This window comes from Amycolatopsis sp. NPDC051128 (assembly GCF_040682715.1).
GTDB lineage: Bacteria > Actinomycetota > Actinomycetes > Mycobacteriales > Pseudonocardiaceae > Amycolatopsis.
On record NZ_JBFBBN010000027.1, the window covers coordinates 67,767 to 92,189 of the forward strand.

A 24,423-nucleotide genomic window follows, 5' to 3' on the forward strand; every position below is an offset into this window, starting at 1 on the left:
GGCTCAGGTCGTGTGGACGATCAGCACGTCCACGCCGGACTTGCGCGCCACCTCGGACGGCACCGAGCCCAGGATCCGGCCGGCGATCGTGTTCAGCCCGCGGTTGCCCACCACCAGAAGGTCGGCCTCGCGCTCGTGCACCACCTTGCGCAGCGAGTCGACCGGGTCGCCCTTCACCGCGACCGTGTCGATCTTCTCCGCGCCCGCGCGCGCCGCCCGGTCCCGCGCCGACTGCAGGGTGTCTTCGGCCGGCGCCGAGCCGACGACCTGGTATGCCTCTTCGCCGAGGACGTCCTGGGCCTTGTCGACGTCGGACTTGCTGGCCGGGTAGTACGCACACGCGATGACGAGCGTCGCGCCCGCGTCGCCGGCGACCGCTGCCGCGCGGTCCACCGCCGCGAACGAGGACTCCGAGCCGTCCGTGCCCACCACCACGGTCCGATATGCCGCACCCATGCGCAAAACCTCCAGGTGATCCCGCGTGAGCAGGGACGATAGCCGGTCGGTACCGACCGTGCAGGCTCGTCCGCGCCCGTGTCGGAGGGAAGGTTACTCGCCAGTCGCTTTCTGCGCTCCGCTCGGCCGCTGAGCCGGCTTCGGCGCGGGCTTGGCGACCGGTTTGCGCTTCGGTACGTCGGCGGCGCGGATCCGGATGGTCTCTTCGACGTCGGTGACGCGGACCGTCGTCTCGGTGTCGTCCTGGGTCCCCGGCTTGCCGGGCTTGTCTGCTTTGTCCGTCACGTGGTCGGCTTTGACCTCCGCCGGCACCTTCACGTCGTCGCCGAGCACGGTGTGCGCCTCGGCCAGCACCGCCCGCGCCGCGCGCACCTGCTCGGCCAGCCCGCCGCGCACCTTGCGCAGCGCGTCGACCCGCTCGTTCGCCTGGGTGATCCGCCGGTTCGACTCCTCGGTCGCCGCCGTCACGCGGCGCCGCGCCTCGTCGGCCGCTTCCGCGAGCCGGGCGTTCGCCTCGGTGATCGAGTCCTGACGGCGCTTGTTCGCCTCCGCCACCGATTCCCGCTGACGGCGGTCGATGTCCGCCTTGGCGGCCTTCTCCTCTTCGACGATCTTGGCGCGGATGTCGGCGGCGTCCTGCGTGGCCTCCTGGACGCGACGCGCGGCCTCGGCCTTGCTCGCCGCTTCCTGCTCGGCCAGCACCCGCATCGCTTCGGTGCGGCGCGAGGCCATCGCGATGTCGAAGTCCTCTTCGACCTTCGTGCGCCGGTCCGAGGACTCGGTGTCGAGCCGGGTGCGCTCCGCCTCGGCCTTGTCGGTGATCTCCTTGGCCTGCGCGCGGGCGTCCTCGAGCACCTTGCGGTGCTCCGCCTCCATCTCCTTGCGCCGCAGGTCGAGCTCGGTGAGAAGCTGCTCGTAGCGGGCGCGCATGGCGCTGGCGTCCGTCTCGGCCTTGGCCCGGATGTGCCCGGCCTCGGCCTCGGCGCGGGCGCGGGTGTCGGCCGATTCGTCCTGCGCCAGGCGCAGCATTCGCTGCAGCCGTTCGGACAGGCCTTCGACGCTCGTCGGCGGCTGGGCGAGCCGGTCGACCTGCCCGCGCAGGTCCGCGATCTCGCCGCGCGCGATTTCCAGCTGGCGGGCCAGGTCGCCGGCCTGCGCGATGGCGGCGTCCCGGTCCGCGGTGAGCATTTTCAGGTCGGCGTCCAGCCGTTCGAGGTGCTCGTCGACCTGTGCTCGGTTGTACCCGCGCTTCGCCACGTCGAAGCCGGCTCCCAGCGGCACAAGCTCCCGTTCATCGCCAAGGCTCATGGGCCCACCGTAGTCGCAGCCCGGTCACGGAGAGGCGAGCCCCCGGACCGTGCGCCGAATGTGCCGTCTCCCGCGGTGAAGGGAACTGACGGATTCCGGCGGCTCATCGGCGGTTCCCGACGCCGGGAGCTGGGCCGCTCCCGGCGCCTTCGCGGCTCAGGCGTCGCGGAACGCGTTGATGCCGTCAATGTGCTTCGCGCGCTTCTCCTCGTCGCGGACGCCGAGGCCTTCCTGCGGCGCGAGCGCGAGCACGCCGACCTTGCCCTGGTGGGCGTTGCGGTGGACGTCCAGCGCGGCCTGCCCGGTCTCTGCGAGCGGGTACGTCTTGGAGAGCGTCGGGTGGATCAGGCCCTTCGCGATCAACCGGTTCGCCTCCCAGGACTCGCGGTAGTTCGCGAAGTGCGAGCCGATGATCCGCTTCAGGTTCATCCACAGGTAGCGGTTGTCGTACTGGTGCATGTACCCGGAGGTCGACGCGCAGGTGACGATCGTGCCGCCCTTGCGCGCGGCGTAGACCGAGGCGCCGAACGTCTCCCGGCCCGGGTGCTCGAACACGATGTCCGGATCGTCGCCGCCGGTCAGTTCGCGGATCTTCGCGCCGAAGCGCTGCCACTCCTTCGGATCCTGCTCGGTCTCGCTCTTCCAGAACTTGTAGCCCTCGGCGCTGCGGTCGATGATCAGGTCGGCGCCGAGCTTCCGGCAGATCGCCGCCTTCTCCGGGCTGGAGACGACGCACACCGGGATGGCGCCGCCGTTGAGCGCGTACTGCGTCGCGTAGGAGCCGAGGCCACCCGAAGCGCCCCAGATCAGGACGACGTCGCCCTGCTTCATGTCGGCGCCGTTGCGCGAAACCAGCTGGCGGTAGGCCGTCGAGTTGACCAGGCCGGGGGCGGCGGCCTCCTCCCAGGTGAGGTGGCCCGGCTTCGGCATCAGCTGGTTGGCCTTGACCAGCGCGATCTCGGCGAGCCCGCCGAAGTTCGTCTCGAAGCCCCAGATCCGCTGCTCGGTGTCGAGCATCGTGTCGTTGTGGCCGTCGGGGCTCTCCAGTTCGACGTTCAGGCAGTGCGCGACCACCTCGTCGCCCGGCTTCCAGGTGTGCACGCCGACGCCGGTGCGCAGCACGACGCCGGACAGGTCCGAGCCGACGACGTGGTAGGGCAGGTCGTGCCGCTTGGCCAGCGGCGAGAGCTTCCCGTACTTCTTGAGGAACTTGAACGTGGGGATCGGCTCGAAGATCGACGTCCACACGGTGTTGTAGTTGATGGCGCTCGCCATCACCGCGACCAGCGCCTCGCCGGGACCCAGTTCGGGGACGGGCACCTCGTCCAGGTGCAGCGACTTGCGGGGGTCCTTGTCCCGGCTTTCGAGGCCCTCGAACATGTCGACCTCGTCGGCGCGCACGGTGACCCCGCGGTAGCTCTCGGGCATGGGCAACGAGCCGACCGCGGCGGACTCGCCGTTCAGGATGGCTTGCTGGATCTCGCCGAGCTGCGTCATCGGTTCCTCCGCGGAGATGGGGGTCAACGGCGTTGGCGGCAGAAATTACTCGCCGGTAACACGTGCGCACAACTGTACGAGACGAGCAGCACGATTACATGTCGAAGTGTGACCGGAAGACTTGACCGGCTGGCCAGTCAAGCGGATCATCGACGACGGGTACACCCACCCGAACAGCAGTTTCACCAACGGAGGTGAGCACGAATGAGTGAAGTCTCGACGCGCGCTTGGACGCGGCCCCACGACTGGGCCGAGGTTGTCATCGGGGTGGTCGCCGCTCTTTCACCCCTTTGGCTGAGCACGGACACGCCCGCGATGTGGACGATGGTCATCCTGGGCGCCTTGATCGCGCTCGACGGCCTGGTCTCCCTGGCGATGCCGGGCATGGTCTACGGCGAAGGCATCCAGATCGCGCTCGGCGTCCTGCTCTTCATCGCGCCGTGGGTGATGGGATACACCGAGTTCAACGGCGCGTCCTGGACGTCCTGGGTCGCCGGCGTGCTGACGGTCATCGCCAGCGCGGCAGCGATGCCGGTCGCGAACGCCGCGCACCGCACGGCGGGTCAGCACTGACAGCGCGTTGGTGAAGGGCGCTCACCTGGCAACCCAGGGGAACCCGCCGGCGTGGCGGCCGGGCGCCCGGCCACGAGCCGCAGATTCACCATCAGGCAGATTCACCACCAGGCACTGACCCACCAGGAGGCACCGGAATGACCGAGGATTCGGCGAAAGAGCGCATCCTCTGCGCCGCCGAGGCGCTCTTCGCCGAATCCGGCTTCGACGCCACCCCGACCTCCCGCATCGCCGAACGGGCCGGGGTGCCGAAAGGGCTGGTCCACTACTACTTCCGGCACAAGTCGGACCTGCTCGCCGCACTCGTCGAGCGGCTGCCCGACGAACGCATCGAGCCGGCCGTGGTCGTCGTCCCCGGCGACCTCGTGGGCAGCCTCCGCAGGCTCGTCCGCGAACTCGACCACCGCTTCAGCCGATCACTCGGCCTGTCCCACTTGCTGTGGCGCGAGGCCGACACCCACCACGTCGTCCGCGACGCACTCCACGAGCGCTTCCAAGTGCTCGTCCGGCAGGTCCGCGCGGTCATCCTGGCCGCGACCGGCGGCGGAGTGCCGGCAGCCGACGTCGACCGCGCGTCCGGCCTGCTGGCCCGCGCGGTCAGCCACCGCCACGCGACAGCCCGCCATTCGGACGACGACCTGCCCGCCGAATTCGACGGCGAGCTCACGTTCATCGCCGAGGCTCTTTCTCCCGCGCGCGCCCCCGCGGTCACGCCGCCGACGCCGCCAAGGCGCGACTTTGGCGCTTCGGCCGCCGGTCGCGAGGATGGCGCCCTGCCATCGTGATCGCGGGGACCTGACGGCCCCGGACCGCGGCGTGGTGAAGTCTCCGCCCGCGCGTCAGTGGGGGGCGTTGCCCTTGGCGGGTTCGACCAGCTCGACCAGGACGCCGCCCGCGTCCTTCGGGTGGACGAAGTTCACCCGGCTGTCGGACGTGCCCCGCTTCGCCTCCTCGTACAGCATGCGCAGGCCCTGTTCGCGCAGTGCCGCCGCCGCGGCGTCCACATCGGACACCCGGTACGCCAGCTGCTGCAGCCCCGGGCCGCTCTTGGACAGGAACTTGCCGATCGCCGAATCGTCGCGCAGCGGCGCCAGCAGCTGAATCTGCGTCTCCGTGCCCGCCGTGCCGGGCGCGCGCAGCATCGCCTCCCGCACCCCCTGCTCCTCGTTCACCTCCTCGTGCGCCACTTCCAGACCGAAGTGCGCGCGGTGGAACTCGATGGCCGCGTCCAGATCCGGGACCGCGATGCCGACATGGTCGATGGCCGTCACGAACGGCCGCAGGGCGTCATTCATGGAGGCAGGATAGGGGGCCGGGGCATGGCGTCCGGCCAGTATCGTCGCGTGCCCCGCCTCACACTGGCTCCATCAAGAGGCCCGCCGTCCGGGTATGGTCGGAAAAACTGCCCATGCGCCGAAGCTTGGAGGACGCCGTGTCCGGTTCCGTGATCCTGGGTGCCGCCCGTACGCCGATCGGGCGCCTGCTCGGCTCCCTCAAGGACTTCACGGGGGCACAACTCGGCGGGGTCGCGATCAAGGCGGCGCTCGAACGCGCCGGGGTCTCCCCGGACGCGGTGCAGTACACGATCATGGGTCAGGTGCTGACCGCCGGCGCCGGGCAGATCCCGGCCCGCCAGGCCGCCGTCGCCGCGGGCATCCCGATGAGCGTGCCCGCACTGACGATCAACAAGGTCTGCCTCTCCGGCCTCGACGCCATCGCGCTCGCCGACCAGCTGATCCGGGCCGGCGAGTTCGACCTCGTCGTCGCCGGCGGCCAGGAGTCCATGACCCAGGCACCGCACCTGCTGCCCAAGTCCCGCTCCGGAATCAAGTACGGCGACAGCACCCTCGTCGACCACATGGCCTACGACGGTCTTTTCTGCGCCTTCGACCAGGTCGCCATGGGCTCCTCGACGGAGAAGTACAACTCCCGCTACGGCATCACCCGCGAGCAGCAGGACGCGTTCTCCGCCCGCTCCCACCAGCGCGCCGCCGAAGCCATCAAGAACGGCTACTTCGCCGACGAGATCGCGCCGGTCTCCATCCCGCAGCGCAAGGGCGACCCGGTGGTGTTCGACACCGACGAGGGCGTCCGCGCCGACACCACCGCCGACAGCCTCGCCAAGCTGCGCCCCGCCTTCGCCTCCGACGGCACCATCACCGCGGGCTCCGCCTCGCAGATCTCCGACGGCGCCGCCGCGGTCGTGGTGGCCAGCAAGGCGAAGGCCGAGGAGCTCGGCCTCACGCCGATCGCCGAGATCGGCGCACACGGCGTCGTCGCCGGACCGGACGCCAGCCTGCACGAGCAGCCGTCGAACGCCATCCTCGCCGCGCTGGCGAAGGCGAACCTGACCGCGGACGCGCTCGACCTCGTCGAGATCAACGAGGCCTTCGCCGCCGTCGGGCTCGTGTCCACCGAGAAGCTCGGCCTCGACCCGGAGAAGGTCAACGTCAACGGCGGCGCCATCGCCCTCGGCCACCCGATCGGCGCCTCCGGGGCCCGGCTCGCCGTCCACCTGATCCACGAGCTGCGCCGCCGCGGTGGCGGACTCGGCGCGGCCGCTCTGTGCGGTGGCGGCGGCCAGGGCGACGCCCTGCTGCTGCGCGTGCCGTCCGCGTAAGTGGCCGGACCACTCGACCTCGACGACCTGGTCGGCCGCGCGCGGGACGGGGAGGCCCGTGCCGTCGCGCGGCTGTTGTCGCTCGTCGAGGACGCCCATCCCCGTGTCGCGGAGATCGCGCGGGCGCTGACCCCGCACACGGGGCGGGCCCGCGTCGTCGGGCTCACCGGACCACCCGGCGTCGGTAAGTCGACGTCGACGTCGGCCCTGCTCACGGCGTTGCGCGCCGAGGGCAAGCGGGTCGGGGTGCTCGCGATCGACCCGTCTTCGCCGTTTTCGGGTGGAGCGCTGCTCGGCGACCGGATCCGGATGACCGAGCACGCCACCGACCCCGGGGTGTTCATCCGCTCGATGGCCACGCGTGGCCACCTCGGCGGGCTCTCGTGGGCGACCCCGCAGGCGGTGCGCGTGCTCGACGCCGCCGGCTTCGACGTGGTGCTGATCGAGACCGTCGGCGTCGGACAGTCCGAAGTGGACGTCGTGAAACTGGCCGACACCACGGTGGTGCTGCTCGCACCGGGCATGGGCGACGGGATCCAGGCCGCGAAGGCCGGCGTGCTGGAGATCGCCGACGTCTTCGTCGTCAACAAGGCCGACCGTGAGGGCGCCGAGGCGACCGTGCACGACCTCAAGCAGATGATTTCGCTGGCCCGCCGAGAGATCCGGGGGCCGAGTTGGCGCCAGCCGATCGTCCGGACCGTCGCGTCGAAGGGCGAAGGCGTCGACGACGTGGTCCGCGCGCTGGCCGAGCACCACGACTGGCTGGTGGCGCACGACGAGCTGGCCCGGCGCCGGGTGGCCCGGGCACGCGACGAGGTCGAAGCCATCGCGATGCGGCGGTTGCGCGCCGAACTGGTGGACCTGCGCGGCGGGGGACGGCTGGCCGGGGTGGCCGAGCGGGTGGTGGCGCGGGAGCTCGACCCGTTCGCCGCCGCCGACGAGCTGATCGCGGATCTGCGGGGTTAGGCCCGGCGACGTCGCGGCCGGGTTCTGCCGGGTCGCTGTGGGCAACGGTGCGCTCGGTGCCGTCGGCGGATTCGCACCGGCGCTTCTCGCGCCTGCGGTGACTTCACCCGCTACGCGAGCCGGAGGGCGCGGGATTCGCGCGGGCACGGCTGTGCGTCGGTGACCAGCGGCTGCCGGATCCGGAGCGCCGCCCCGATCGCGAACACCGCTCGGTCGCGAGGAGGACCGGGTTTCGTCGTCGTCGCAGGCGAAGCGATCGCGAGTCGGCCGGCCGCCCGCGGGCAGGCTTGCGCTCGGGTGCCGGCGGGGTGCGAGCGGGTCGTGGCCGCCGGCACCGGGGGTCTGCGAAGTCAGCGCGTCCACGGCCACTCCCCGGTGAGGTGAGTACGCAGCAGTGCCGCGTGCGACAACGGTTTCGACAGGTCCTCGACGTCACCGTTGGTCGTGTAGTCGAGCAGGACGACGTCCCGCTCCGCGCTCGTCTCCCGGAGCTCGGTGACCAGGCCGGCCAGCTTGTTCTCCAGAACCCACCGGTAGGACGGCAGGTAGATCCGTCTTCGTGCCTGCTCGTACGCCAGCAGTTCCGTGCCCGCGACGCCGGCGCGGTGACCGACCACCTCACCGTGCTTGCGGACCGTGCGCTTCAAGCCCTTCATCGACGTCACCTTCAGTTTGCCGACGTCGATTCCCGTGCCGCGGAACACCTTCAGCGCCTGCCAGATCCCCTCGACCGACGCGCTCTCCACCCCCGGCGAGAACGGCACCGGGATCCCGCCGTGCGGGTAGAACGGGCTGAACCGCACCCACGGCTCCGGCCCCCGCGACGTCACGTCCGCGACCAGTGCTCCCGGATACCTTGCCTCCACACCGTTTCTCCGTCGGTTGACCACGTGCACCGGCATGACTTCCCCCTTCGCGGTGCGGCACTCTGCCGCGTCTTGGCCATCGTGCTCGGGGGGTCCGACAGTTTTGGGGGCGCGGCCGGGGTACGGGCGCCGAGGTTCACCCGACCGGCTGACATGGGCGACTTTCGCCGGTTCTGGCTGTCGGTGCCGGGCCCTAGACTGCGGGGCGCTCCGGAACCGGGCGACCACTGGGAGGCGTGCAGGATGAAGAAGGCACTCGTCACCGCACTGGCTGCGGCCGCGTTGTTCGTGGCAGGCAACGGCGTCGCCGCGGCGGACGACGCCCCGCCGCCGAAGACGACGCACGGCCCCTGCCAGTACACCGAGACGCCGGACGAACCGCCCGCGCGGCCGGTGCCGCTGCCGCCCGACCCGCGGCACACCCCGAGTCACGGCAAGGTCGACGTCGCGGTCCCGACCAGCCAGGGCGCGCTGCCACTGCGGCTCGACCGCGCGAAGGCGCCGTGCACCGTGCAGAGCTTCCTGCACCTGGCGCGGCACCGGTTCTACGACCACACGGTGTGCCACCGGCTCACCGCGTACCCGACGCTGAAGGTCCTGCAGTGCGGCGACCCGACCGCGACCGGCGAGGGCGGGCCCGGCTACAAGTACAAGGACGAGCTGCCGGTCGACCTGCCGCCGGCACCGACCGACCCGACCGGTGCCCGGCGCGTCTACGCGCGCGGCCTGCTGGCGATGGCCAACGCGGGACCGGCCACGAACGGTTCGCAGTTCTTCGTCGTGTACGGCGATTCCGCGCTGCGGCCCAACTACACGGTGTTCGGCACGGTCGGGGCCGAGGGCCTGAAGACGCTCGACAAGGTCGCCGCCGGCGGGATCCAGCCGACCGCGGAGGACCCGGCACCGGTCGACGGCACGCCGGTGTTGCGCACGGAACTGCTCCGCGTCCGGCCCGGCTGCTGGTTCTGACGGCGGCCGCGGGCCACCTCGGGCCGGGGGTGGCCCGCGGCATCACGCGTGATTGGCCGGGCTTCTCACGTGATTGGAGGGGCATCACACGTGATTGGGTGGTCGGCTCGTGTACCTGGGTGGTCGGCTCGCGTGCCTGGACGGTCGGCTGGCGTGCCTGGAGGGTCGGCTCGCGTCTTTGGGGACGGGAGTCGTGTGTTGGGGGCGGGACTCGTGTGTTTGGGGACGGGAGTCGTGTGATTGGGGACGGGACTTGTGTGATTGGGGACGGGACTTGTGTGATTGGGGACGGGATTCGCGTGTTTGGGGACGGGACTCGGGGGGCGGGGCGGGTTAGCTGGTGATTTCCCAGAGGGCCTCCATCAGGGTTTGGGTGGCGCCCGCGAACGCGTGTTTCGGCGTTGTCGCGTAACCGACGATCAGGCCGCCTGGGCGGGGTGAGTCCATCCAGTAGCCGTCGAGGCCCTCGATGCCGATCGCGCGGCGGCGGCAGGCCGCGAGGGCCTGCGTCTCCGTCGGGCCGTCCGGGGGGAGCATCAGCAGCAGGTGCAGGCCGGCCGCGATGCCGCGCGGCCGCATCGTGTCCGGCAGCGCCGCCAGCAGCCGCGCGCGGCGGGCGCGGTACTCGGCGCGGCAGCGGCGGACGTGCTGGTCATAGGCACCCGAGCCGATCAGCTCGGCCAGCGTCAGCTGGTTCAGCAGCGCCGGGCGCGAACCGCTGTCGGCCATCGCCGCGCGGACCGGCTCCACCAGCGACCGCGGCAGCACCAGCCAGGCCAGCCGCATCGCCGGGGCCAGGGTCTTGCTCGCCGTGCCCGCGTACACCACCCGCTCCGGCGCGAGCGCCTGCAGCGCCCCGACCTGCTGGCGGTCGAAGCGGAACTCGCCGTCGTAGTCGTCCTCCAGGACGAACGCGCCCGAGTCGCTCGCCCAGCGGGTCAGCGACGCCCGGCGGGGCGGGGCCAGCGTGACGCCGGTCGGATACTGGTGCGCCGCGGTGACGACGACCGCCGGACTGTCCAAAGCGGACACGTCGAGGCCGTGTTCGTCGACGTCCACGCCGACGACCCGCGGCCCCTGCGCTGCCGCGACGGACCGGTACAAACCCAAGGAAGGGTTCTCGAACGCCATTTCGCCGACGTCCAAAGCGAAAAGGGCCCGCGACAGAACGGCGAGCGCGTGCGAATACCCGTGGCACACCACGATCCGCGCCGGGTCGGCGACCACCCCGCGGGCGCGGGCGAGGTAGCCGGCGAGGGTGTCGCGCAGCTCCGGCGCGCCCAGCTCCGACTCGTAGCCGAGCGCCGACGCCGGGGTCCGCAGCAGGGCGCGGCGGGTGGCGGTGATCCAGGCCTGCCGCGGGAACGACGTCAGGTCCGGGCGGCCCGGCCGCAGGTCCCAGCGCGGTCCCGGATCGCGGGGCGGCTGCCGCGGTGCGGACTGGGCGAGCGAGCCCGCCGTCGCCACCCGGGTCGGCGCGCCCTGGGCCGTCCGCAGGTAGCCCTCGGCCGCGAGGTCGGCGTACACGCGCGTGACCGTCCCGCGGGCGACGCCCAGGTCGTGCGCCAGCGCCCGGGTCGACGGCACCGCCGCGCCCGGCTGCCAGCGGCCCTCGCGGATAGCCGTGCGGATCGCGTCCGCGAGCCCGCCGCGGCCGGTCGAAGGGTGCCAGTCGAGGTGGACGTCGAGCCCGGAACTGGACCACGAATCTTCCATGTGACTGGACCATACCCGTGGACCAGTTCGGACTAGCGTGAACGGCATGACGAACCGCATCGGACTCGGGGGCGCCCCCGAGCTCTACCAGGCGATGGCGAACCTGCAGGCCGAGGTCAACAAGGCCGCCGCCAACGCCGGTCTCGACCCGAAACTGCTGGAACTGGTGAAGACCCGCGCGTCGCAGATCAACGGCTGCGCGTTCTGCCTCGACATGCACACCCGTGAGGCCCTGGAGCTGGGCGAGTCGCCGCGCCGGCTGTTCGTGCTCGACGGCTGGCGCGAGACCGACCTGTTCACCGAGCAGGAGCAGGCCGCCCTCGCCCTCACCGAGGCGATGACCAAGCTGTCCGAGACCCAGACCGTGCCCGACGACGTCTACGAAGAAGCGGCGCGGGTGTTCACGGAGGACCAGTACCGGGCGGTCGCCTGGGAGGTCATCGCGATCAACAGCTGGAACCGGATGACCATCACCAGCCACACTCCGCTCCCGAAGCGCGACTCGTGACCGCCGCCGCGCTCAAGGCGCTGCACGTTCCGGGCAAGCCGCTGGTCCTGCCGAACGCCTGGGACGCCGACACCGCCAAGCTCGTCGAGGCCGCCGGGTTCCCCGTCGTGGCGACCAGCTCGGTGGCCGTGGCGGCCGTGCTCGGGTTCCCCGACGGCGAACACGCGCCCGCGGACGAGATGTTCGCCGCGGCCGCGCGGATCGCCAAGGCGGTCGGCATCCCGGTCACGGTGGACGCCGAGTCGGGTTACGGCCTGTCCGGCGCCGAGCTGGCGGGCCGCCTGCTCGACGCCGGCGCGGCCGGTTGCAACTTCGAGGACACCGACCACGCCACCGGCCAGGTGCGGCCCGTCGCCGAACAGGCGGAGCGGATCGCGGCCCTGCGTGAAGCGGCGGGCGACGGCCTGGTGATCAACGCCCGCGTCGACTCCTTCCGCGGCGTCGACGCCCACGAAGCGATGGCGGACAGCGTCGCCAGGGCGAAGGCTTACCTCGAAGCGGGCGCCGACTGCGTCTACCCGATCCACCTGAGCACTCCGGAGTCGATCGCGGAGTTCGTGCGGGGGGTCGACGGCGCCGCGGTCAACGCGCCGGCTTGGCCGGGCAGCCCGGGAATCGCCCCGCTCGCGGAACTGGGGGTAGCGCGGATTTCCCTGGGGGGCGGGCTGTGGCACTTCGCCCGGAAGCAGCTCGAAGCGACCCTCGCGGGCATCGCGGAGGGCAAGCTGCCGTACTGACCAATGGCCGAAGGCCGCCGCGAGGGGATCGGGAACACCCTCGCGACGGCCTTCGGGGTCGGTGCGGTGACGAATCGGGGCTCCGCTACCCGGAACCCCCGACCGGTTAGTGGGCGACGGCCTTCTCGGCGCCCGCGCCGGTCAGGGACCGGACCTCCATCTCCGCGTACTTCTTCTCGTCGTGCTCCTTGGACAGGACCGTGCCCAGCCAGCCGAGGAAGAACGCGGCCGGGATCGAGACGATGCCGGGGTTGCTCAGCGGGAACCAGGCGAAGTCGGCGTGCTTGAACATCGACGTGCTCTTGCCCGAGACCGCGGGCGAGAAGACGATCAGCACGACCGTGATGGCGAGGCCGCCGTAGATCGACCACAGCGCGCCCTGGGTGTTGAACCGCTTCCAGAACAGCGAGTAGAGGATGGTCGGCAGGTTCGCCGACGCCGCCACCGCGAAGGCCAGCGCCACCAGGAACGCCACGTTCTGCCCGTTGGCCAGGATGCCGCCGCCGATCGCGAGCGCGCCGATCACCAACGCGGTGAGCCGGGCGACCTGGACCTCGGAGTCCGGCGACGTCTTGCCCCGCTTGACGACGTTGGCGTAGACGTCGTGCGCGAACGACGCCGACGCCGTGATCGTCAGGCCCGCGACCACCGCGAGGATCGTGGCGAACGCGACCGCGGAGATCAGGCCCAGCAGCACCGGCCCGCCCAGTTCGAGCGCGAGCAGCGGCGCCGCGGAGTTCACCCCGCCCGGCGCCTTCTTGATCACGTCCGGGCCGACCAGCGCGCCCGCGCCGTAGCCCAGCACCAGCGTGAACAGGTAGAACACGCCGATCAGCACGATCGCCCAGACCACCGAGCGGCGCGCGTCGCGGGCCGTCGGCACGGTGTAGAACCGCATCAGGACGTGCGGCAGGCCGGCGGTGCCCAGGACCAGGGCGATGCCGAGCGACAGGAAGTCCAGCTTGGACGTCCCGGTGGCGCCGTACTGCTTGCCCGGGCCGAGCAGCGTCTCGCCGGCCTTGCCCGCCTTGTCGACCGCGGCCTGCAGCAGGCTGGAGAAGTTGAAGCCGTACTTGGCGAGCACCCACAGCGTCATCGCGAGCGCACCGAAGATCAGCAGCGCGGCCTTGATGATCTGCACCCAGGTGGTGCCCTTCATACCGCCGATCAGGACGTAGGCGATCATGATGATGCCGACCACGGCGATCACCAGTGCCTGCGCGCCCGAGCCTTCGACGCCGAGCAGCAGCGCCACGAGGCCACCGGCGCCGGCCATCTGCGCCAGCAGGTAGAAGAACGACACGGCGAGCGTCGACGTCGCGGCCGCGGCCCGCACCGGGCGCTGCTTCATGCGGAACGCCAGCACGTCGCCCATCGTGAACTTGCCGGTGTTGCGCAGCAGTTCCGCGACCAGCAGGAGCGCGACGAGCCAGGCGACCAGGAAGCCGATCGAATAGAGGAAGCCGTCGTAGCCGTTGATGGCGATCGCGCCGGCGATGCCGAGGAACGACGCCGCCGACAGGTAGTCACCCGAGATCGCGACGCCGTTCTGGGGACCTGTGAAGGCGCGCCCGGCCGCGTAGTAGTCGGACGCCGTCTTCGTGTTGCGGCTGGCGCGGAACACGATCACCAGCGTGATGATCACGAAGAGGGCGAAGATGCCGATGTTCAGGAGGGGGTTGCTGCCCTCCACACTCGCGGCGAGCGTGGTCATGCCTGCTCCTCGATGTCTTCGCGGATCTTCTCGGCCACCGGGTCGAGCTTGCGGTTGGCGTAGCGGACGTACAGCCCGGTGATGACGAACGTCGAGACGAACTGCAGGAGGCCGAAGACCAGGCCGACGTTGATGTTGCCGAACAGCTTGGTGCTCATGAAGCTGTGCGCATAGTCCGCGAGCAGCACATAGAGGAGGTACCAGAGGAGGAACAGCGCCGTCATCGGGAAGACGAACCGGCGCAGCCGGCTGCGGAGTTCACGGAACTCGGTGCTTTCGTGCGCGCGTTCCCAGATGGTTTCTGACGTGTCCGGGGGCCCGCCGGTATCCGTCGTGCTCATCGCTTGCTCCCTGCGACGTTGCGGAAAGTGACCTGCGACACCGTAAGGACGCGTGAGGCTCGCGTGAAGGTTCAGCGGTTCAACAGCAGGGCCAGACGACGAACGGTTGACGAACGGTCGCGCGGTCCGGCCGAACGGGGTTCGTCCAGGTGCAGGCGCAGCATCGCCGCCGTAGACCAGGCGGGTGGCCTGCCCCGCAGGGAGACCAGTGTCATTACTCCGAATGCTAACGGCACCGACCAAGGTGCGGGCTGCTGAACCAAGATCGCCACCCAGCCGTGTAGATCCGGCCCGGCGAGGGCGAACAGGATCGAGCCGGACGACGCGACGAGCCCGGTCAGCACCCCGGCGATCCCGCCGGCCGCGGTCAGCCGCGGCCACCAGATGCCGAGCACGAGCAGCGGGCAGAACGTCGACGCCGCCACGGTGAAGCCCCACGTGACGAGGACCCCGGCGTCGAGCTCGGCCGACCGCAGTGCCAGCAGCACCATGATCCCGGCTACGCCGAAGACGGCGATCCGCAGCCGCCGCAGGCCGCCGGGCACGAGGTCGTGCGCGATCGCGCCGGACATCACCAGCAGCAGGCCGAGCGACGTCGCCAGGAACGCGGCGAACGCGCCCGCCGTCAGCAACGCCGTGAACAGCCCGCCGGCCCAGCCGCTGTCCACCTGCGACGGCAGCGCCACGACCACGGTGTCGGTCGCGCCGGAGAGGTAGAGGCCGGGCACGAACACCCGGCCGAGCACGCCGTAGACGCCGGGGAAGAGGTAGAAGACGCCGAGCAGCGCGACCGTGATCGCCGCGGTGCGGCGCGCGGCGCGGCCGTCCGGGCTGGTGTGGAAGCGCATGAGCACGTGCGGCAGGCCCATGGTGCCCAGCATGGTCGCGACGAGCACGGCCCAGGTGCCGAGCAGCGGATAGCCATGGTCGCCGAGGTCGAGCAGTGGGCGCTGCCAGTCGGCGCCGCCGAGCGGCGCCCCGCCGCGGACCGCCGGGACCGCCGCGCCTTCGCCGAACACGATCTCGTCCCGGCTGTGCGCGGTGAACTCGCCCGGGGCCAGGGTCACCGGCACGCCGTTGCGCCGCACCGCGGTCGGCTCGCGGATCTCCATGGTGACGTCGACCTCGAACTTCACCGGTGTCTCGCGGGCGAAGTGGGTGAACTCGACCGGGTGCAGCGCGTCGGCCCGGTTGACCGCGCCCGCCTGCAGCACCAGCCAGATCGCCGGGACCAGGAACAGCAACAGTTTCAACACGAACTGGAACGCCTGCACGTACGTCGCCGCGCGCATCCCGCCGAGCGCGAGGGTGACGCTGACCGCCGCGCCGGCCAGCACCACGCCGACCCAGTACGGCGTGCCGCCCACCGCGGCGAGCACCAGACCGGCCGTGCGGAACTGCGGGACGACGTAGATGGTGCCGATCACCAGCACGACCACGGCCGTGAGGCGGCGCAGCGAGGGGGAGTTGAGCCGGGCCTCGGCGAAGTCGGGGACAGTCAGCGCGCCCGACCGCCGCATCGGCGCGGCGACCAGCACCAGCATCGCGATGTAGCCGGCGGTGAAGCCGACCGGATACCAGAGCGCGCCGATGCCGTTCTTGACGACCAGCCCGGCGACGCCGAGGAACGACGCCGCGCTCAGGTATTCACCGGAGACCGCCGCCGAGTTCACCAGCGGCGAGATCCGCCGGGACGCCACCAGGAAGTCCGACGTCGTGCGCATCGCGGCGACCCCGCGGACGCCGATCAGCAGCGTCACGAGCACGACCGGCGCGACGGCGAGTGCGACGCCCACTAGCGCGCCCGCCCGGTCTCATGCGCCCCAATGTGGCGTTGGGTGCGTTGAATGACACTGCGGCGCGAAGCGCCTCCGTTGAGGGTGGCGGTGGGGGCATGGGAGGAGCACCCAACGCCACATTGGGGCGTTTGAAAAGCCGCGGTCACTCGTCGTCCTCGAGGCGCTCGGCGCGGCGGAGCTGCCAGCGGGCCAGCAGCGCCATCGCCGGGTACGGCAGCACCGCGAGCATCAGCCAGGACACCGGAATCCCCAGCAGCCGTGCGGTGTCCAGGCCCGGGAACAGCGCGAACACCCCGGGCAGGCCCAGCAGCAGGGCGAACATCAGCAGCAGGGCGGGCACGCCGCTGCGCCGCTGAGCGCGGTAGAGGGTGGTGGCGCGCTGGGTGTCGCCCGCGGGCAGCCGCACGACCCGCCAGCGGTGACGGGAGCGGCGCCGGGCGTGGGCGAGGCGGGTTTGCGGGCTGGTGACGGCGACCCGGCGGATCTTGCTCATCGCGGGCCTGCTGGATGTCGCGCGGCTTCGGGTGGGCGGCTCATCGCCGGCCCGGCCCGAGCTGGCCGCGCTGGGCGGCTTCCAGCAGCCGGTCGCGCAGGTCGCGGGCGTGCCGGCGGCTGACCGGGACGTCGCCGGCCTCGGTGTGCGCCAGCAGCCCGCCCGCGGTGTCGCTGCGCAGTTCCAGGACCGCGTCGACCGCCAGCAGGAACCCGCGGTGCACCCGGCTGAACCCGGTGCCCTCCCAGTACTCCTCGAGCCGCGAGATCGGCATCCGCACCAGATGGACGCCGGAGCGCGTGTGCAGCCGGACGTAGTCGCCGTGTGCCTCGACGAACAGGACGTCGTCGCGACGGACGTACCGGGTGCGGCCGCCGGATTCGACCGGGAGCGCGGCCATCGCGTCCGGCATCGGCCGCCCCGACGGCTTCGCCATCCGCGTCACCTTCGCCAGCGCGGCCGAAAGCCGTTCGGCGCGGACCGGTTTGAGCAGGTAGTCGACCGCGCCGATGCCGTAGGCCGTGACGGCGTGCCCGTCGTACGCCGTGACGAACACGATCACCGGCGGTTCGCTCAGCTTCGTCAGCAGGGACGCCAGTTCGAGGCCGTCGAGCCCCGGCATGGAGATGTCGAGGAACACCGCGTCGAACTGGTCGGCCTGGAGGAGCTTCAACGCCTTCAGCGCGTCGCTCGCGCCGACGACTTCGCCGACTTCGGGCGCTTCGCGCAACAGGCGGCAGAGTTCGTCGAGCGCGGGTGACAGGTCGTCGACGGCGAGGACGCGCAGGCTCGTCACGGCAGCACCCCCGGCTGGAACCGCGGCACCCGCACGATCACCCGGGTGCCCGCGCCGGCCGCGGTCTCCACGGTGAGCCCGTACCAGGCGCCGTAGACGTCACGGAGCCGTCTGTCCACATTGGCCAGTCCGAGCCCGGCCGGGTCGTCCTCGCCGAGACGGCCGGCGAGGAGGTCCGCCGCCCGCTTCGGGTCCATGCCGACCCCGTCGTCCTCGACGAAGATCACGCAGTCGTTCCCTTCCGCCTGGCCGTGCACCTGGACCAGCCCGGTGCCCGAGCGTGGCTCGATGCCGTGCCGGATGGCGTTCTCCACCAGCGGTTCCAGCACCAGGTAGGGGACGGCGACGGCGAGGACCTCCGGCGCGACCCGCACCTGGACGCGCAGCCGTTCGCCGAGCACGGCCCGCTGTAGCGCGAGGTACGTCTCGATCGCGCGGAACTCCTCGGCGACCACCGTGTATTCGCCGTGCCGCGCCAGGCTGTAGCGGGTGTAGTCGGCGAAGTCGAGCATGAGGTCGCGGGCGCGGTCGGGGTCCGAGCGCATCAGCGACGCGATGACGGTGAGTGCGTTGTAGACGAAGTGCGGCGACATCTCCGCCCGCAGCGCCCGCAGTTCGGCCTGGGCCGCCTGTTCGGCCGACGCCTCGAGCTTGCCGTGCTCGAGGGCCTGCACGACCAGGTCGGCCGCCTGAGCCGCGGCCGCGTCGCGGACGTCGCCGACGACCAGCAGCGCCCCGGCGAGTTCGTCGTGGACGTGCAGCGGCAGCACGAGGACCTCCGGCGCGGAGCCCGGTTCCTCGCTGTGGAGCACGCCTTCGAGCACCGTCGCGACGGCGTCGTCGGGCCCTGGCCGTCCCGACCAGAGCAGTGCCCCGGAGAGGTCGGTGAGGCCGAGCCCGGGGAAGCCGAAGAGCCGGCGCAGGCGGTGCGCGGCGCGGCGGGCGCGGGCGCCGGCCAGCCCGTCGCGCAGGTCGTCGGTGATCCGGCGGGCGGCGGCGAGCACCGGCAGCGGGTCGGCGCGGGACGCCGGGCGCAGGTGCACGGTCATCGGCCTCCCTCAGCAGCGGTGTCCAGGGGAATTGATCCTACGGCCAAGCCGCGTCTTCCCGGTCCCGGTCGGTCAGCACCTGGGCGTGGCGGCGGAACCAGCGCCAGAGGCGGTAGTCGTCCATCGCCGTCACCGGGGCCGGCTCGTCGGCCAGCGCGCTCGGGTCGGCGGGGAACGGCCGGTCCGGCAGCGAGATCCAGCCGGTCGTGCGCGTCTCCTTCACCGCCACCCGCACCGGCCGGAACGTCGTCGGGTCGAGACCGTCGCTGTGCCGGACGACCTCGTCGAAGAACCACGCCGACGTGATCAGCGCGAGCACGCCGCGGGACTCCTTGAGCGCCGTCTTCAGCGGCGGGGCCTCCAGGAGCCGGAACGTCTGGTTGATCGCCGGTGCCGTGACGCCGTGGTCGTCGTAGGCGACCTCGCCCGCGTGCAGCGCCATCCGGAGCCGGATCCGGGCCCCGGCGGGGTGCGTCCGGTTGTGCCGGTGCACCGCCACGGCGAGGGCGCTGGGCAGGAACTCGACGAAATGTCCTTTCGGGATTTCCGGTGGGGCCAGGACGAAGACGCCGTCGCCGCAGTCCTGGTCCTGGCAGTCCGCCCAGGGGACGCCCGCGTCGTCGAATGCCCGGCGAAGCGCGTGATACAGCCCTTCGCGCAACGCCAGGCGGTCCGGTGTCGTCCTGCGCTGGTCGCCGTAGCCCTCGACATCCACCGCGAAGATCGTCCGGTGTACCGCCGGCCGCTCGTAGTTCATCGCCCCTCCCGCGATCCGTGCAGGCGCGGATGCATCTGCACGTGCAGATGAGTGTGACGCAAGCCACCGGATCGGGGGAATGGGCCGTGCGGTGAGCGGTTCTCCCACCGCGGTAACCGGCGGTGCGCGATCACCCCCAGTGAAACCGCAGGTCAGATACTGCGCGGGGGGCCGACAACTGTCACAAGAAGTTGACGGACGAAGCCGCATCGGGTGACGCGGCTTCGCCCGTCCGGGTCAGCAGCTCTGCTTGTAGAAGTACTGCGAGTTGGCGTCCATGTCGGCCTTGGTGATCGAGTGCAGCTGCGCGGTCAGGTTCCGCGTCACCGGCTTGCCCTCGATGGCCGCCACGGCCTGCTGGACGCCCTGGGTGCCGATGGCGGCCGGGTCCTGGGCGATGAGGGCCTGGTACTGGCCGTTCTTGAGGCCTTCGACCTCGGACGGGCTGGCGTCGAAGCCGATCAGGTTCACCGCGCCGGCCTTGCCCGCGTTGCGCAGGCCGGTCGCCGCGCCTTCGCCCGTGTTGAGGTTGGTCGCGAAGACGCCGACGAGGTCGGGGGTCGACGACAGGGCCGCCGTCACCTTGGACGCCGCCTGGTCCGGTTCGTTCTGGGTGAACTGGACGCCGATCGACTTGAGGTTCGGGGTGTTCTTCAGCTCTTCCTCGAAGCCCTTCGCACGGGCCGCCGTGGTGGAGGTCCCGGCGATCGTGTCGAGGACCAGCACCGAGCCGCTCTTGCCGGCCGCGAGCTTGGCCATCGTCCGCGCGGCCAGCTTGCCGCCCTCGGCGTTGTCGGAGGAAACGGACGACGCGGCGACGCTCGTGTCCTTCAGCGACGTGTCCACCTCGACGATCTTCGCGCCGCGCGCCTTGACCTGCTGGATCGGCGCGAGCATCGCCGTGTCGTCGGTCGGGGCGACGAGCAGCGCGGCCGGCGGGTTCGAGCCGAGGGCGTTGACGAGCTGGGTCTGCATCGCCGCGTCGAACTTCTGCGGCGCCTGCGTGGTCAGCTCGTAGCCGAGTTTCTTCGCTTCGGCCTGCGCGCCGCACTGCAGCGAGATGTAGAACGGCTCGGCCTGCACGCCCGGGATCAGCGCCAGCTTCTTGCCGCCGGACGGCTGGGCGGACTCACCGGACCCGCTCTGCCCGACCGTGCCGGACCCGCACGCGGTGAGCAGCGCGGCGGCCGAGGCCAGCGCGCCGACGGCCACGAGAGTCTTGGAAAGGTTCATGACACAAGCACCTCTTTGTACTCGGTTTTGTACTCGGGGACTCAGCGGGAGTTGCGGCGACGGCGGCGCCGCTGGTCGAACCAGACGGCCGCGATGAGCACCGCGCCCACCGCGATCATCTGCCAGAAGTCCTGGACGTGGGTGATGTTGAAGCCCTTCTTCAGCACCGCCGGGATGAACACGCCGATCACCGTGCCCAGCACCGAGCCGACACCGCCGAAGAGGCTCGTCCCGCCCATCACGACCGCGGCGATGGCGTTGAGGTTGTCGGTGGTGTGCGCCGAAATCGTGGTCGACGCGTAGTACGCCAGGGAAAGGAACCCGGCGATCCCGGCCAGGAACCCGGTCAGCGTGTAGACCTTGAGCAGGTGCGCGGTGACGCCGATGCCCGCGCGTCGCGCGCCTTCGGCGTTGGAGCCGACCGCGAAGGTGTAGCGGCCGAACTTCGTCGTGTGCAGCAGCCACGCGCCGACGCACGTGATCACCACGGCGACGATGACCAGGTTGGGCACCACGCCGAACGAGGTGCCGTAGCCGAGGGTCTGGTTGAGCACGACCGGCACGCTCCGCACGTCCGACCCGTTGTTGAGCAGGTAGGCCGAGCCGAGTGCCGCGCCCATCGTGCCGAGGGTGACGATCAGCGGCGGGATGCCCGCCACCGCGATGAGGAACCCGTTGACCAGGCCCCACACCGTCCCGGCGACGACCGCCGCGAGCAGCCCGGCCGTGATGACGCCCCAGCCCGCGTTCGACGCGTTGCCGCCGGAGAGCGCTTCCATCACCTTGCCGGCGACCATGCCGGCGAAGATCAGCACCGAGCCGACGGACAGGTCGATCCCGGAGGTGATGATCACGAACGTCATCCCGACCGACAGCACCAGCAGCACCGACGTCTCGATGAGCAGGGTCTGGAAGGTGAACAGGGTGGCGAACTCGGCGGGGGCGATGGCGGTGAACACGGCGATGAGCGCCAGCAGCACCAGCGCGATCCAGAACGTGTTGGCGCCGGCCAGGCGTTTGCCGAGTGGCCGCTTCCCGAAGCCGGCGTCCGGCGCTTCCTGGATTTCTTTCCTGGGTGTCGACACGGTCACGCGACCTCCTCCTGCACGAGCGCGCCGGTCATCGCGGCGACGAGGTCTTCGAGTTTCGTGTCCGACCCGGTGAACCGGGCGACGCGCTTGCCGAGCCGCAGCACCTCGACGCGGTCGGCGACCGAGAGCACCTCGGGCATGTTGTGGCTGATCAGGACGACGGCGATGCCTTTGTCGCGCACCTTCTTGATGACGTCGAGCACCCGCTCGCGCTGCACGACGCCGAGCGCGGCGGTCGGCTCGTCCATGAACACGACCTTGGACGCCCACACGACCGAGCGCGCCACCGCGACGCTCTGCCGCTGGCCGCCGGACAATGAGCCGATCGGGACGTCGGTGCTCTGCAGCGTGACACCGAGGCGCTGGAACTCTTCGACGGCCCGCCGCCGCATCTCGGCCTTGTCGAGCATGCCGAGCTTGCCGAGGATGCCCTTGCGGTGGATCTCGCGGCCGAGGAACAGGTTCGCCGCCGGGTCGAGTTCGGGCGCGACGGCGAGGTCCTGGTACACCGTCTCGATGCCCAGGCGCCGCGCCGTGGTCGGCGAGTCGAAGTGCGTCTCGGCGCCGTCGAGGAGGATCTTCCCCGACGTCGGCTGCTCCGCGCCGGAGAGGCATTTGACCAAAGTGGACTTGCCGGCGCCGTTGTCGCCGATCAGCGCCGTCACCTCGCCCGCGCGGGCCTGGAACGACGCGCCGCGCAGCGCTTCGACCGAGCCGTAGTGCTTGGTCAGGTCGGCCGCTTCCAGCAGGACTTCGCTCATCCGTGCCTCTCTTCCGGTGCCGGCGGCCGGCAGCGGATCACCGTCGCGGCGCCGGACAGCTCGGTCTGGCCCGCGTCGAACGGGACCACGTAGGTGTCGCCCTTCGTCAGCGCGTGTTCGCCGCCGTGCTCGGTGCGCAGCGTCCCCTCACCGTCGAGAACGACCAGCACCGCGAACGACGGATCGAGTGACAACGTTGTCAGCTTGTCGGTGCGCAGCTGTTCGGCCCGGAAGAACCGCTCCGATCCGCCGGCCAGGAGGTCCACAGTGGACGCGTTGTCGCCCGCGGTGCGTTTGATGATCGTCTCGAGGCGCTCGGCGTCCCAGCCCGAGGTGTCGAGTGCCTCGATCGCGGTGTCGAAGCCGAGGCCGAGGTGGCCCTTTTCCGGCGACGCGAGGAAGTCGCGCCACTCGATGGTGAGCGAGAAGTCCGTCGGCTGCTGCAGCTCGACGACGAACACCCCCTCGCCGATCGCGTGCGGCAGCCCGGCCGGGATGTAGACGGTGTCGCCCGCGGTCACCGGGACACTGTTCAGCGCGCCCAGCATCGAAGGCACGTCCTGCTCGCGCGTCCACTCGGACACGGTCGCCTTGGACAGCGTCTCCGTGAAACCGGGGTGGACGCGCGGGTCGTCGCCGTAGGTGCCGACGACGATCCACGCCTCGGTCTTGCCGAAGTGCGAGTCGAAGTGCCGCTTCGCGAACGCGTCGCCGGGGTGGAAGTGCACGGGTAGCCGCTGACCCGCGTCGAGCAGCTTGACCAGCAGCCCGGTCGACGTCCCGAGCGCCTCGACGTGCTTGGCGCCGAGCCACGCCGGGGCGTCGCGCTGGACGGCGTCGCGCAGCCAGGTGCCGTCCGGGAGCCGGGTCAGGCCGTTGGTCTCCTGGCCGAACAGGGTGGTCGCCGAGGCGACCCAGTCCTCCGGGCCGAACCTCTCCGGGGCGTTTCGAGATGCCCCGCGCAGCGCCGCGATGGCGTCGCCCCCGCGGTAGAACTGCGGCGGCTGGTTGGCCGGAAGCCGGATCGGTTCGAGGGTCACGGGGCGGCCTCACCGGAGCCACGGACGACGAGACGCACAGGCAGGACCACCTTTCTGGGCGGGGACTGATCTCCTTGGACGCGGGCGAAAAGCAGCTCGGCCGCGGCGTGGCCCAGTGCGCTCACGTCGTGCGCGACCACGGTGACCGGCGGGTTCAGCAGGTCCGCCAGCTCGAAGTCGTCGAAGCCGACGAGCGCCGGGCGGCGCTCGACGTGGGCGAGCGCGCGCAGCACGTGCACGGCGATCCGGTTGTTGCCGGCGATCACCGCGGTGGCCGCGTCCGGGCCGCGCAGCAGGCGCGCCACGGCGTCGCCGATGTACTCCTGCGTCGGCGTTCGCATGGAGACCAGGGACTCGTGGTAGGAGATCCCGTTGCGCACGCAGCCTTCGCGGAACCCGCGCAGGCGCTCGGCCGCGGTGAAGATGTCCGGGCTGTCGCCGAGGAACGCGATCCGCCGGTGGCCGTGTTTCGCCAGGTGGGTGACGGCTTCGACGGTGCCGCCGAGGTTGTCCACCAGCACGGTGTCGGCCACGATGTCGCCGGCCGGGCGGTCGATGAACACCACCGGCGTGCCGGCGCGCATCTCCGGCACCAGGTAGCCGTGCTGGAGCCCCGCCGGGACGACGAGGATGCCGTCCACCCGCCGCGCGCAGAACTCCAGCACGAGCTCGCGCTCGCGGTCGGAGTTCTCCTCGGACGAACCGGTGAGCACCTGGCGCCCGAACGACGTCGCGATGCGCTCCACCGCGCGGTTCAGCTCGGAGTAGAAGGGGTTCCCGACGTCTTCGACGATCAGCCCGATGGTTCCGGTCGTCGACCCGCGGCGCAGGTTGCGCGCCCCGAGGTTGCGCCGGAACCCCAGCTGCTCGATGGCCGCCATGACCCGCTCGGCGGTGTCCGGGTGCACCGCCGGTTCGTCGTTGACCACGCGTGAGACGGTCTTGATGCTCACGCCCGCCAGCCGGGCCACGTCGCTCATCGTGGCCCGTCTGCTCGCGGCGCGCGCGGCACCGCCGGAGTCCCGGCCGAGAGGAGACAACGTTGTCATAGTGACGGGGATTGAACTCCCCGGCCGGCACCTTGTCAACGCCTCGTGCGTGGATTGTGCCGATTCGGCTCCCGGCGGCGCGTA

Annotated in this window: 25 protein-coding genes; 7 read left to right on the forward strand and 18 right to left on the reverse strand. The window is 71.2% G+C overall.

Translation table 11 applies throughout. The annotated features are described in order from the left end of the window. Window positions 1–3 precede the first annotated feature (3 nt). The 3 genes from AB0M82_RS25745 to ccrA form a co-directional block, all read right to left on the reverse strand. Window positions 4–456 carry a universal stress protein gene (locus tag AB0M82_RS25745; RefSeq protein WP_364726655.1) on the reverse strand — a complete coding sequence of 151 codons (453 nt, stop codon included), beginning with the start codon at window positions 454–456 and terminating at the stop codon, window positions 4–6. Window positions 457–549: 93 nt separating this feature from the next. Next, entirely contained in the window at window positions 550–1,737 is a 1,188-nt protein-coding gene (locus AB0M82_RS25750) for a chromosome segregation protein (RefSeq protein WP_364726815.1), read from the reverse strand. A 183-nt stretch (window positions 1,738–1,920) separates the two neighbouring features. Continuing rightward, window positions 1,921–3,261 carry a crotonyl-CoA carboxylase/reductase gene (gene ccrA / locus AB0M82_RS25755; RefSeq protein ID WP_364726657.1) on the reverse strand — a complete coding sequence of 447 codons (1,341 nt, stop codon included), beginning with the start codon at window positions 3,259–3,261 and terminating at the stop codon, window positions 1,921–1,923. A gap of 204 nt (window positions 3,262–3,465) precedes the next feature. Between ccrA and AB0M82_RS25760 the strand changes: the two genes are divergently transcribed. Beyond that, complete coding sequence (locus AB0M82_RS25760; protein ID WP_364726660.1) at window positions 3,466–3,834, forward strand: SPW repeat protein; 369 nt, start codon at window positions 3,466–3,468, stop codon at window positions 3,832–3,834. A gap of 137 nt (window positions 3,835–3,971) precedes the next feature. After that, window positions 3,972–4,619: a TetR/AcrR family transcriptional regulator gene (locus AB0M82_RS25765; RefSeq protein ID WP_364726662.1), complete on the forward strand. Its 648-nt coding sequence runs from the start codon at window positions 3,972–3,974 to the stop codon at window positions 4,617–4,619. Between the two features lie 54 nt (window positions 4,620–4,673). On the opposite strand, the gene mce is transcribed toward AB0M82_RS25765, so the two are convergent. Next, window positions 4,674–5,129 (reverse strand): methylmalonyl-CoA epimerase, encoded by a 456-nt coding sequence (gene mce / locus AB0M82_RS25770; RefSeq protein WP_364726665.1) that lies wholly within the window; start codon window positions 5,127–5,129, stop codon window positions 4,674–4,676. A 137-nt stretch (window positions 5,130–5,266) separates the two neighbouring features. Here mce and AB0M82_RS25775 point away from each other — a divergent pair, with 137 nt between their 5' ends. Next, a complete protein-coding gene (locus AB0M82_RS25775) occupies window positions 5,267–6,454 on the forward strand; it encodes an acetyl-CoA C-acetyltransferase (protein ID WP_364726668.1) in 1,188 nt (395 codons plus the stop codon). Continuing rightward, on the forward strand, window positions 6,455–7,420 hold the full coding sequence (gene meaB, locus AB0M82_RS25780) for a methylmalonyl Co-A mutase-associated GTPase MeaB (protein WP_364726671.1): 966 nt from the start codon (window positions 6,455–6,457) through the stop codon (window positions 7,418–7,420). Between the two features lie 350 nt (window positions 7,421–7,770). Here meaB and AB0M82_RS25785 read toward each other — a convergent pair whose 3' ends face one another. Beyond that, the gene (locus AB0M82_RS25785; RefSeq protein ID WP_364726673.1) at window positions 7,771–8,286 is read right to left on the reverse strand and encodes a hypothetical protein; all 516 of its coding nucleotides are present in this window, start codon (window positions 8,284–8,286) and stop codon (window positions 7,771–7,773) included. 243 nt (window positions 8,287–8,529) lie between these two features. Between AB0M82_RS25785 and AB0M82_RS25790 the strand changes: the two genes are divergently transcribed. Then, window positions 8,530–9,255 carry a peptidylprolyl isomerase gene (locus tag AB0M82_RS25790; protein ID WP_364726676.1) on the forward strand — a complete coding sequence of 242 codons (726 nt, stop codon included), beginning with the start codon at window positions 8,530–8,532 and terminating at the stop codon, window positions 9,253–9,255. 333 nt (window positions 9,256–9,588) lie between these two features. Here the strand turns inward: AB0M82_RS25790 and AB0M82_RS25795 are convergent, their stop codons facing one another. Then, a complete protein-coding gene (locus AB0M82_RS25795; protein WP_364726678.1) occupies window positions 9,589–10,971 on the reverse strand; it encodes a PLP-dependent aminotransferase family protein in 1,383 nt (460 codons plus the stop codon). Window positions 10,972–11,017: 46 nt separating this feature from the next. Between AB0M82_RS25795 and AB0M82_RS25800 the strand changes: the two genes are divergently transcribed. Next, the gene (locus tag AB0M82_RS25800; RefSeq protein ID WP_364726681.1) at window positions 11,018–11,479 is read left to right on the forward strand and encodes a carboxymuconolactone decarboxylase family protein; all 462 of its coding nucleotides are present in this window, start codon (window positions 11,018–11,020) and stop codon (window positions 11,477–11,479) included. After that, a complete protein-coding gene (locus AB0M82_RS25805; protein ID WP_364726684.1) occupies window positions 11,476–12,216 on the forward strand; it encodes an isocitrate lyase/phosphoenolpyruvate mutase family protein in 741 nt (246 codons plus the stop codon). The genes AB0M82_RS25800 and AB0M82_RS25805 overlap by 4 nt, the downstream gene beginning before the upstream one ends. Window positions 12,217–12,322: 106 nt before the next feature. On the opposite strand, the gene AB0M82_RS25810 is transcribed toward AB0M82_RS25805, so the two are convergent. From AB0M82_RS25810 to AB0M82_RS25865, 12 genes are all read right to left on the reverse strand, one after another. After that, the gene (locus tag AB0M82_RS25810) at window positions 12,323–13,930 is read right to left on the reverse strand and encodes a cation acetate symporter (protein ID WP_364726687.1); all 1,608 of its coding nucleotides are present in this window, start codon (window positions 13,928–13,930) and stop codon (window positions 12,323–12,325) included. Then, window positions 13,927–14,271, reverse strand: coding sequence for a DUF485 domain-containing protein (locus AB0M82_RS25815; protein WP_364726689.1), 345 nt, complete (start codon window positions 14,269–14,271; stop codon window positions 13,927–13,929). The genes AB0M82_RS25810 and AB0M82_RS25815 overlap by 4 nt, the downstream gene beginning before the upstream one ends. 71 nt (window positions 14,272–14,342) lie before the next feature. Then, window positions 14,343–16,067: a cation acetate symporter gene (locus AB0M82_RS25820; protein ID WP_364726691.1), complete on the reverse strand. Its 1,725-nt coding sequence runs from the start codon at window positions 16,065–16,067 to the stop codon at window positions 14,343–14,345. A gap of 145 nt (window positions 16,068–16,212) precedes the next feature. Then, window positions 16,213–16,563, reverse strand: a complete 351-nt coding sequence (locus tag AB0M82_RS25825; protein ID WP_364726693.1) for a hypothetical protein — start codon at window positions 16,561–16,563, stop codon at window positions 16,213–16,215. Between the two features lie 40 nt (window positions 16,564–16,603). Then, window positions 16,604–17,359: a LytTR family DNA-binding domain-containing protein gene (locus AB0M82_RS25830; RefSeq protein WP_364726696.1), complete on the reverse strand. Its 756-nt coding sequence runs from the start codon at window positions 17,357–17,359 to the stop codon at window positions 16,604–16,606. Beyond that, a complete protein-coding gene (locus AB0M82_RS25835) occupies window positions 17,356–18,408 on the reverse strand; it encodes a histidine kinase (protein WP_364726699.1) in 1,053 nt (350 codons plus the stop codon). Before AB0M82_RS25835 ends, AB0M82_RS25830 begins: the two co-directional genes overlap by 4 nt. 37 nt (window positions 18,409–18,445) lie before the next feature. Next, on the reverse strand, window positions 18,446–19,165 hold the full coding sequence (locus AB0M82_RS25840; RefSeq protein ID WP_364726702.1) for a hypothetical protein: 720 nt from the start codon (window positions 19,163–19,165) through the stop codon (window positions 18,446–18,448). Window positions 19,166–19,402: 237 nt separating this feature from the next. Then, complete coding sequence (locus AB0M82_RS25845) at window positions 19,403–20,398, reverse strand: ABC transporter substrate-binding protein (protein WP_364726705.1); 996 nt, start codon at window positions 20,396–20,398, stop codon at window positions 19,403–19,405. A gap of 41 nt (window positions 20,399–20,439) precedes the next feature. Then, window positions 20,440–21,489, reverse strand: a complete 1,050-nt coding sequence (locus AB0M82_RS25850; RefSeq protein ID WP_364726708.1) for an ABC transporter permease — start codon at window positions 21,487–21,489, stop codon at window positions 20,440–20,442. Beyond that, window positions 21,486–22,250: an ATP-binding cassette domain-containing protein gene (locus AB0M82_RS25855; protein ID WP_364726711.1), complete on the reverse strand. Its 765-nt coding sequence runs from the start codon at window positions 22,248–22,250 to the stop codon at window positions 21,486–21,488. The genes AB0M82_RS25850 and AB0M82_RS25855 overlap by 4 nt, the downstream gene beginning before the upstream one ends. After that, a complete protein-coding gene (locus AB0M82_RS25860; protein ID WP_364726714.1) occupies window positions 22,247–23,290 on the reverse strand; it encodes a class I mannose-6-phosphate isomerase in 1,044 nt (347 codons plus the stop codon). The genes AB0M82_RS25855 and AB0M82_RS25860 overlap by 4 nt, the downstream gene beginning before the upstream one ends. Then, a complete protein-coding gene (locus tag AB0M82_RS25865; RefSeq protein WP_364726717.1) occupies window positions 23,287–24,270 on the reverse strand; it encodes a LacI family DNA-binding transcriptional regulator in 984 nt (327 codons plus the stop codon). Before AB0M82_RS25865 ends, AB0M82_RS25860 begins: the two co-directional genes overlap by 4 nt. Window positions 24,271–24,423: the final 153 nt, after the last annotated feature.

What these genes read in the sequence shown, in the direction of transcription:
- AB0M82_RS25745 (WP_364726655.1), bottom strand. Translation starts at nt 456, where the DNA reads ATGGGTGCGGCATATCGGACCGTGGTGGTGGGCACGGACGGCTCGGAG.
- ccrA (WP_364726657.1), bottom strand. Translation starts at nt 3,261, where the DNA reads ATGACGCAGCTCGGCGAGATCCAGCAAGCCATCCTGAACGGCGAGTCC.
- AB0M82_RS25760 (WP_364726660.1), top strand. Translation starts at nt 3,466, where the DNA reads ATGAGTGAAGTCTCGACGCGCGCTTGGACGCGGCCCCACGACTGGGCC.
- AB0M82_RS25765 (WP_364726662.1), top strand. Translation starts at nt 3,972, where the DNA reads ATGACCGAGGATTCGGCGAAAGAGCGCATCCTCTGCGCCGCCGAGGCG.
- mce (WP_364726665.1), bottom strand. Translation starts at nt 5,129, where the DNA reads ATGAATGACGCCCTGCGGCCGTTCGTGACGGCCATCGACCATGTCGGC.
- AB0M82_RS25790 (WP_364726676.1), top strand. Translation starts at nt 8,530, where the DNA reads ATGAAGAAGGCACTCGTCACCGCACTGGCTGCGGCCGCGTTGTTCGTG.
- AB0M82_RS25795 (WP_364726678.1), bottom strand. Translation starts at nt 10,971, where the DNA reads ATGGAAGATTCGTGGTCCAGTTCCGGGCTCGACGTCCACCTCGACTGG.
- AB0M82_RS25800 (WP_364726681.1), top strand. Translation starts at nt 11,018, where the DNA reads ATGACGAACCGCATCGGACTCGGGGGCGCCCCCGAGCTCTACCAGGCG.
- AB0M82_RS25810 (WP_364726687.1), bottom strand. Translation starts at nt 13,930, where the DNA reads ATGACCACGCTCGCCGCGAGTGTGGAGGGCAGCAACCCCCTCCTGAAC.
- AB0M82_RS25815 (WP_364726689.1), bottom strand. Translation starts at nt 14,271, where the DNA reads ATGAGCACGACGGATACCGGCGGGCCCCCGGACACGTCAGAAACCATC.
- AB0M82_RS25825 (WP_364726693.1), bottom strand. Translation starts at nt 16,563, where the DNA reads ATGAGCAAGATCCGCCGGGTCGCCGTCACCAGCCCGCAAACCCGCCTC.
- AB0M82_RS25835 (WP_364726699.1), bottom strand. Translation starts at nt 18,408, where the DNA reads ATGACCGTGCACCTGCGCCCGGCGTCCCGCGCCGACCCGCTGCCGGTG.
- AB0M82_RS25840 (WP_364726702.1), bottom strand. Translation starts at nt 19,165, where the DNA reads ATGAACTACGAGCGGCCGGCGGTACACCGGACGATCTTCGCGGTGGAT.
- AB0M82_RS25845 (WP_364726705.1), bottom strand. Translation starts at nt 20,398, where the DNA reads ATGAACCTTTCCAAGACTCTCGTGGCCGTCGGCGCGCTGGCCTCGGCC.
- AB0M82_RS25855 (WP_364726711.1), bottom strand. Translation starts at nt 22,250, where the DNA reads ATGAGCGAAGTCCTGCTGGAAGCGGCCGACCTGACCAAGCACTACGGC.
- AB0M82_RS25865 (WP_364726717.1), bottom strand. Translation starts at nt 24,270, where the DNA reads ATGAGCGACGTGGCCCGGCTGGCGGGCGTGAGCATCAAGACCGTCTCA.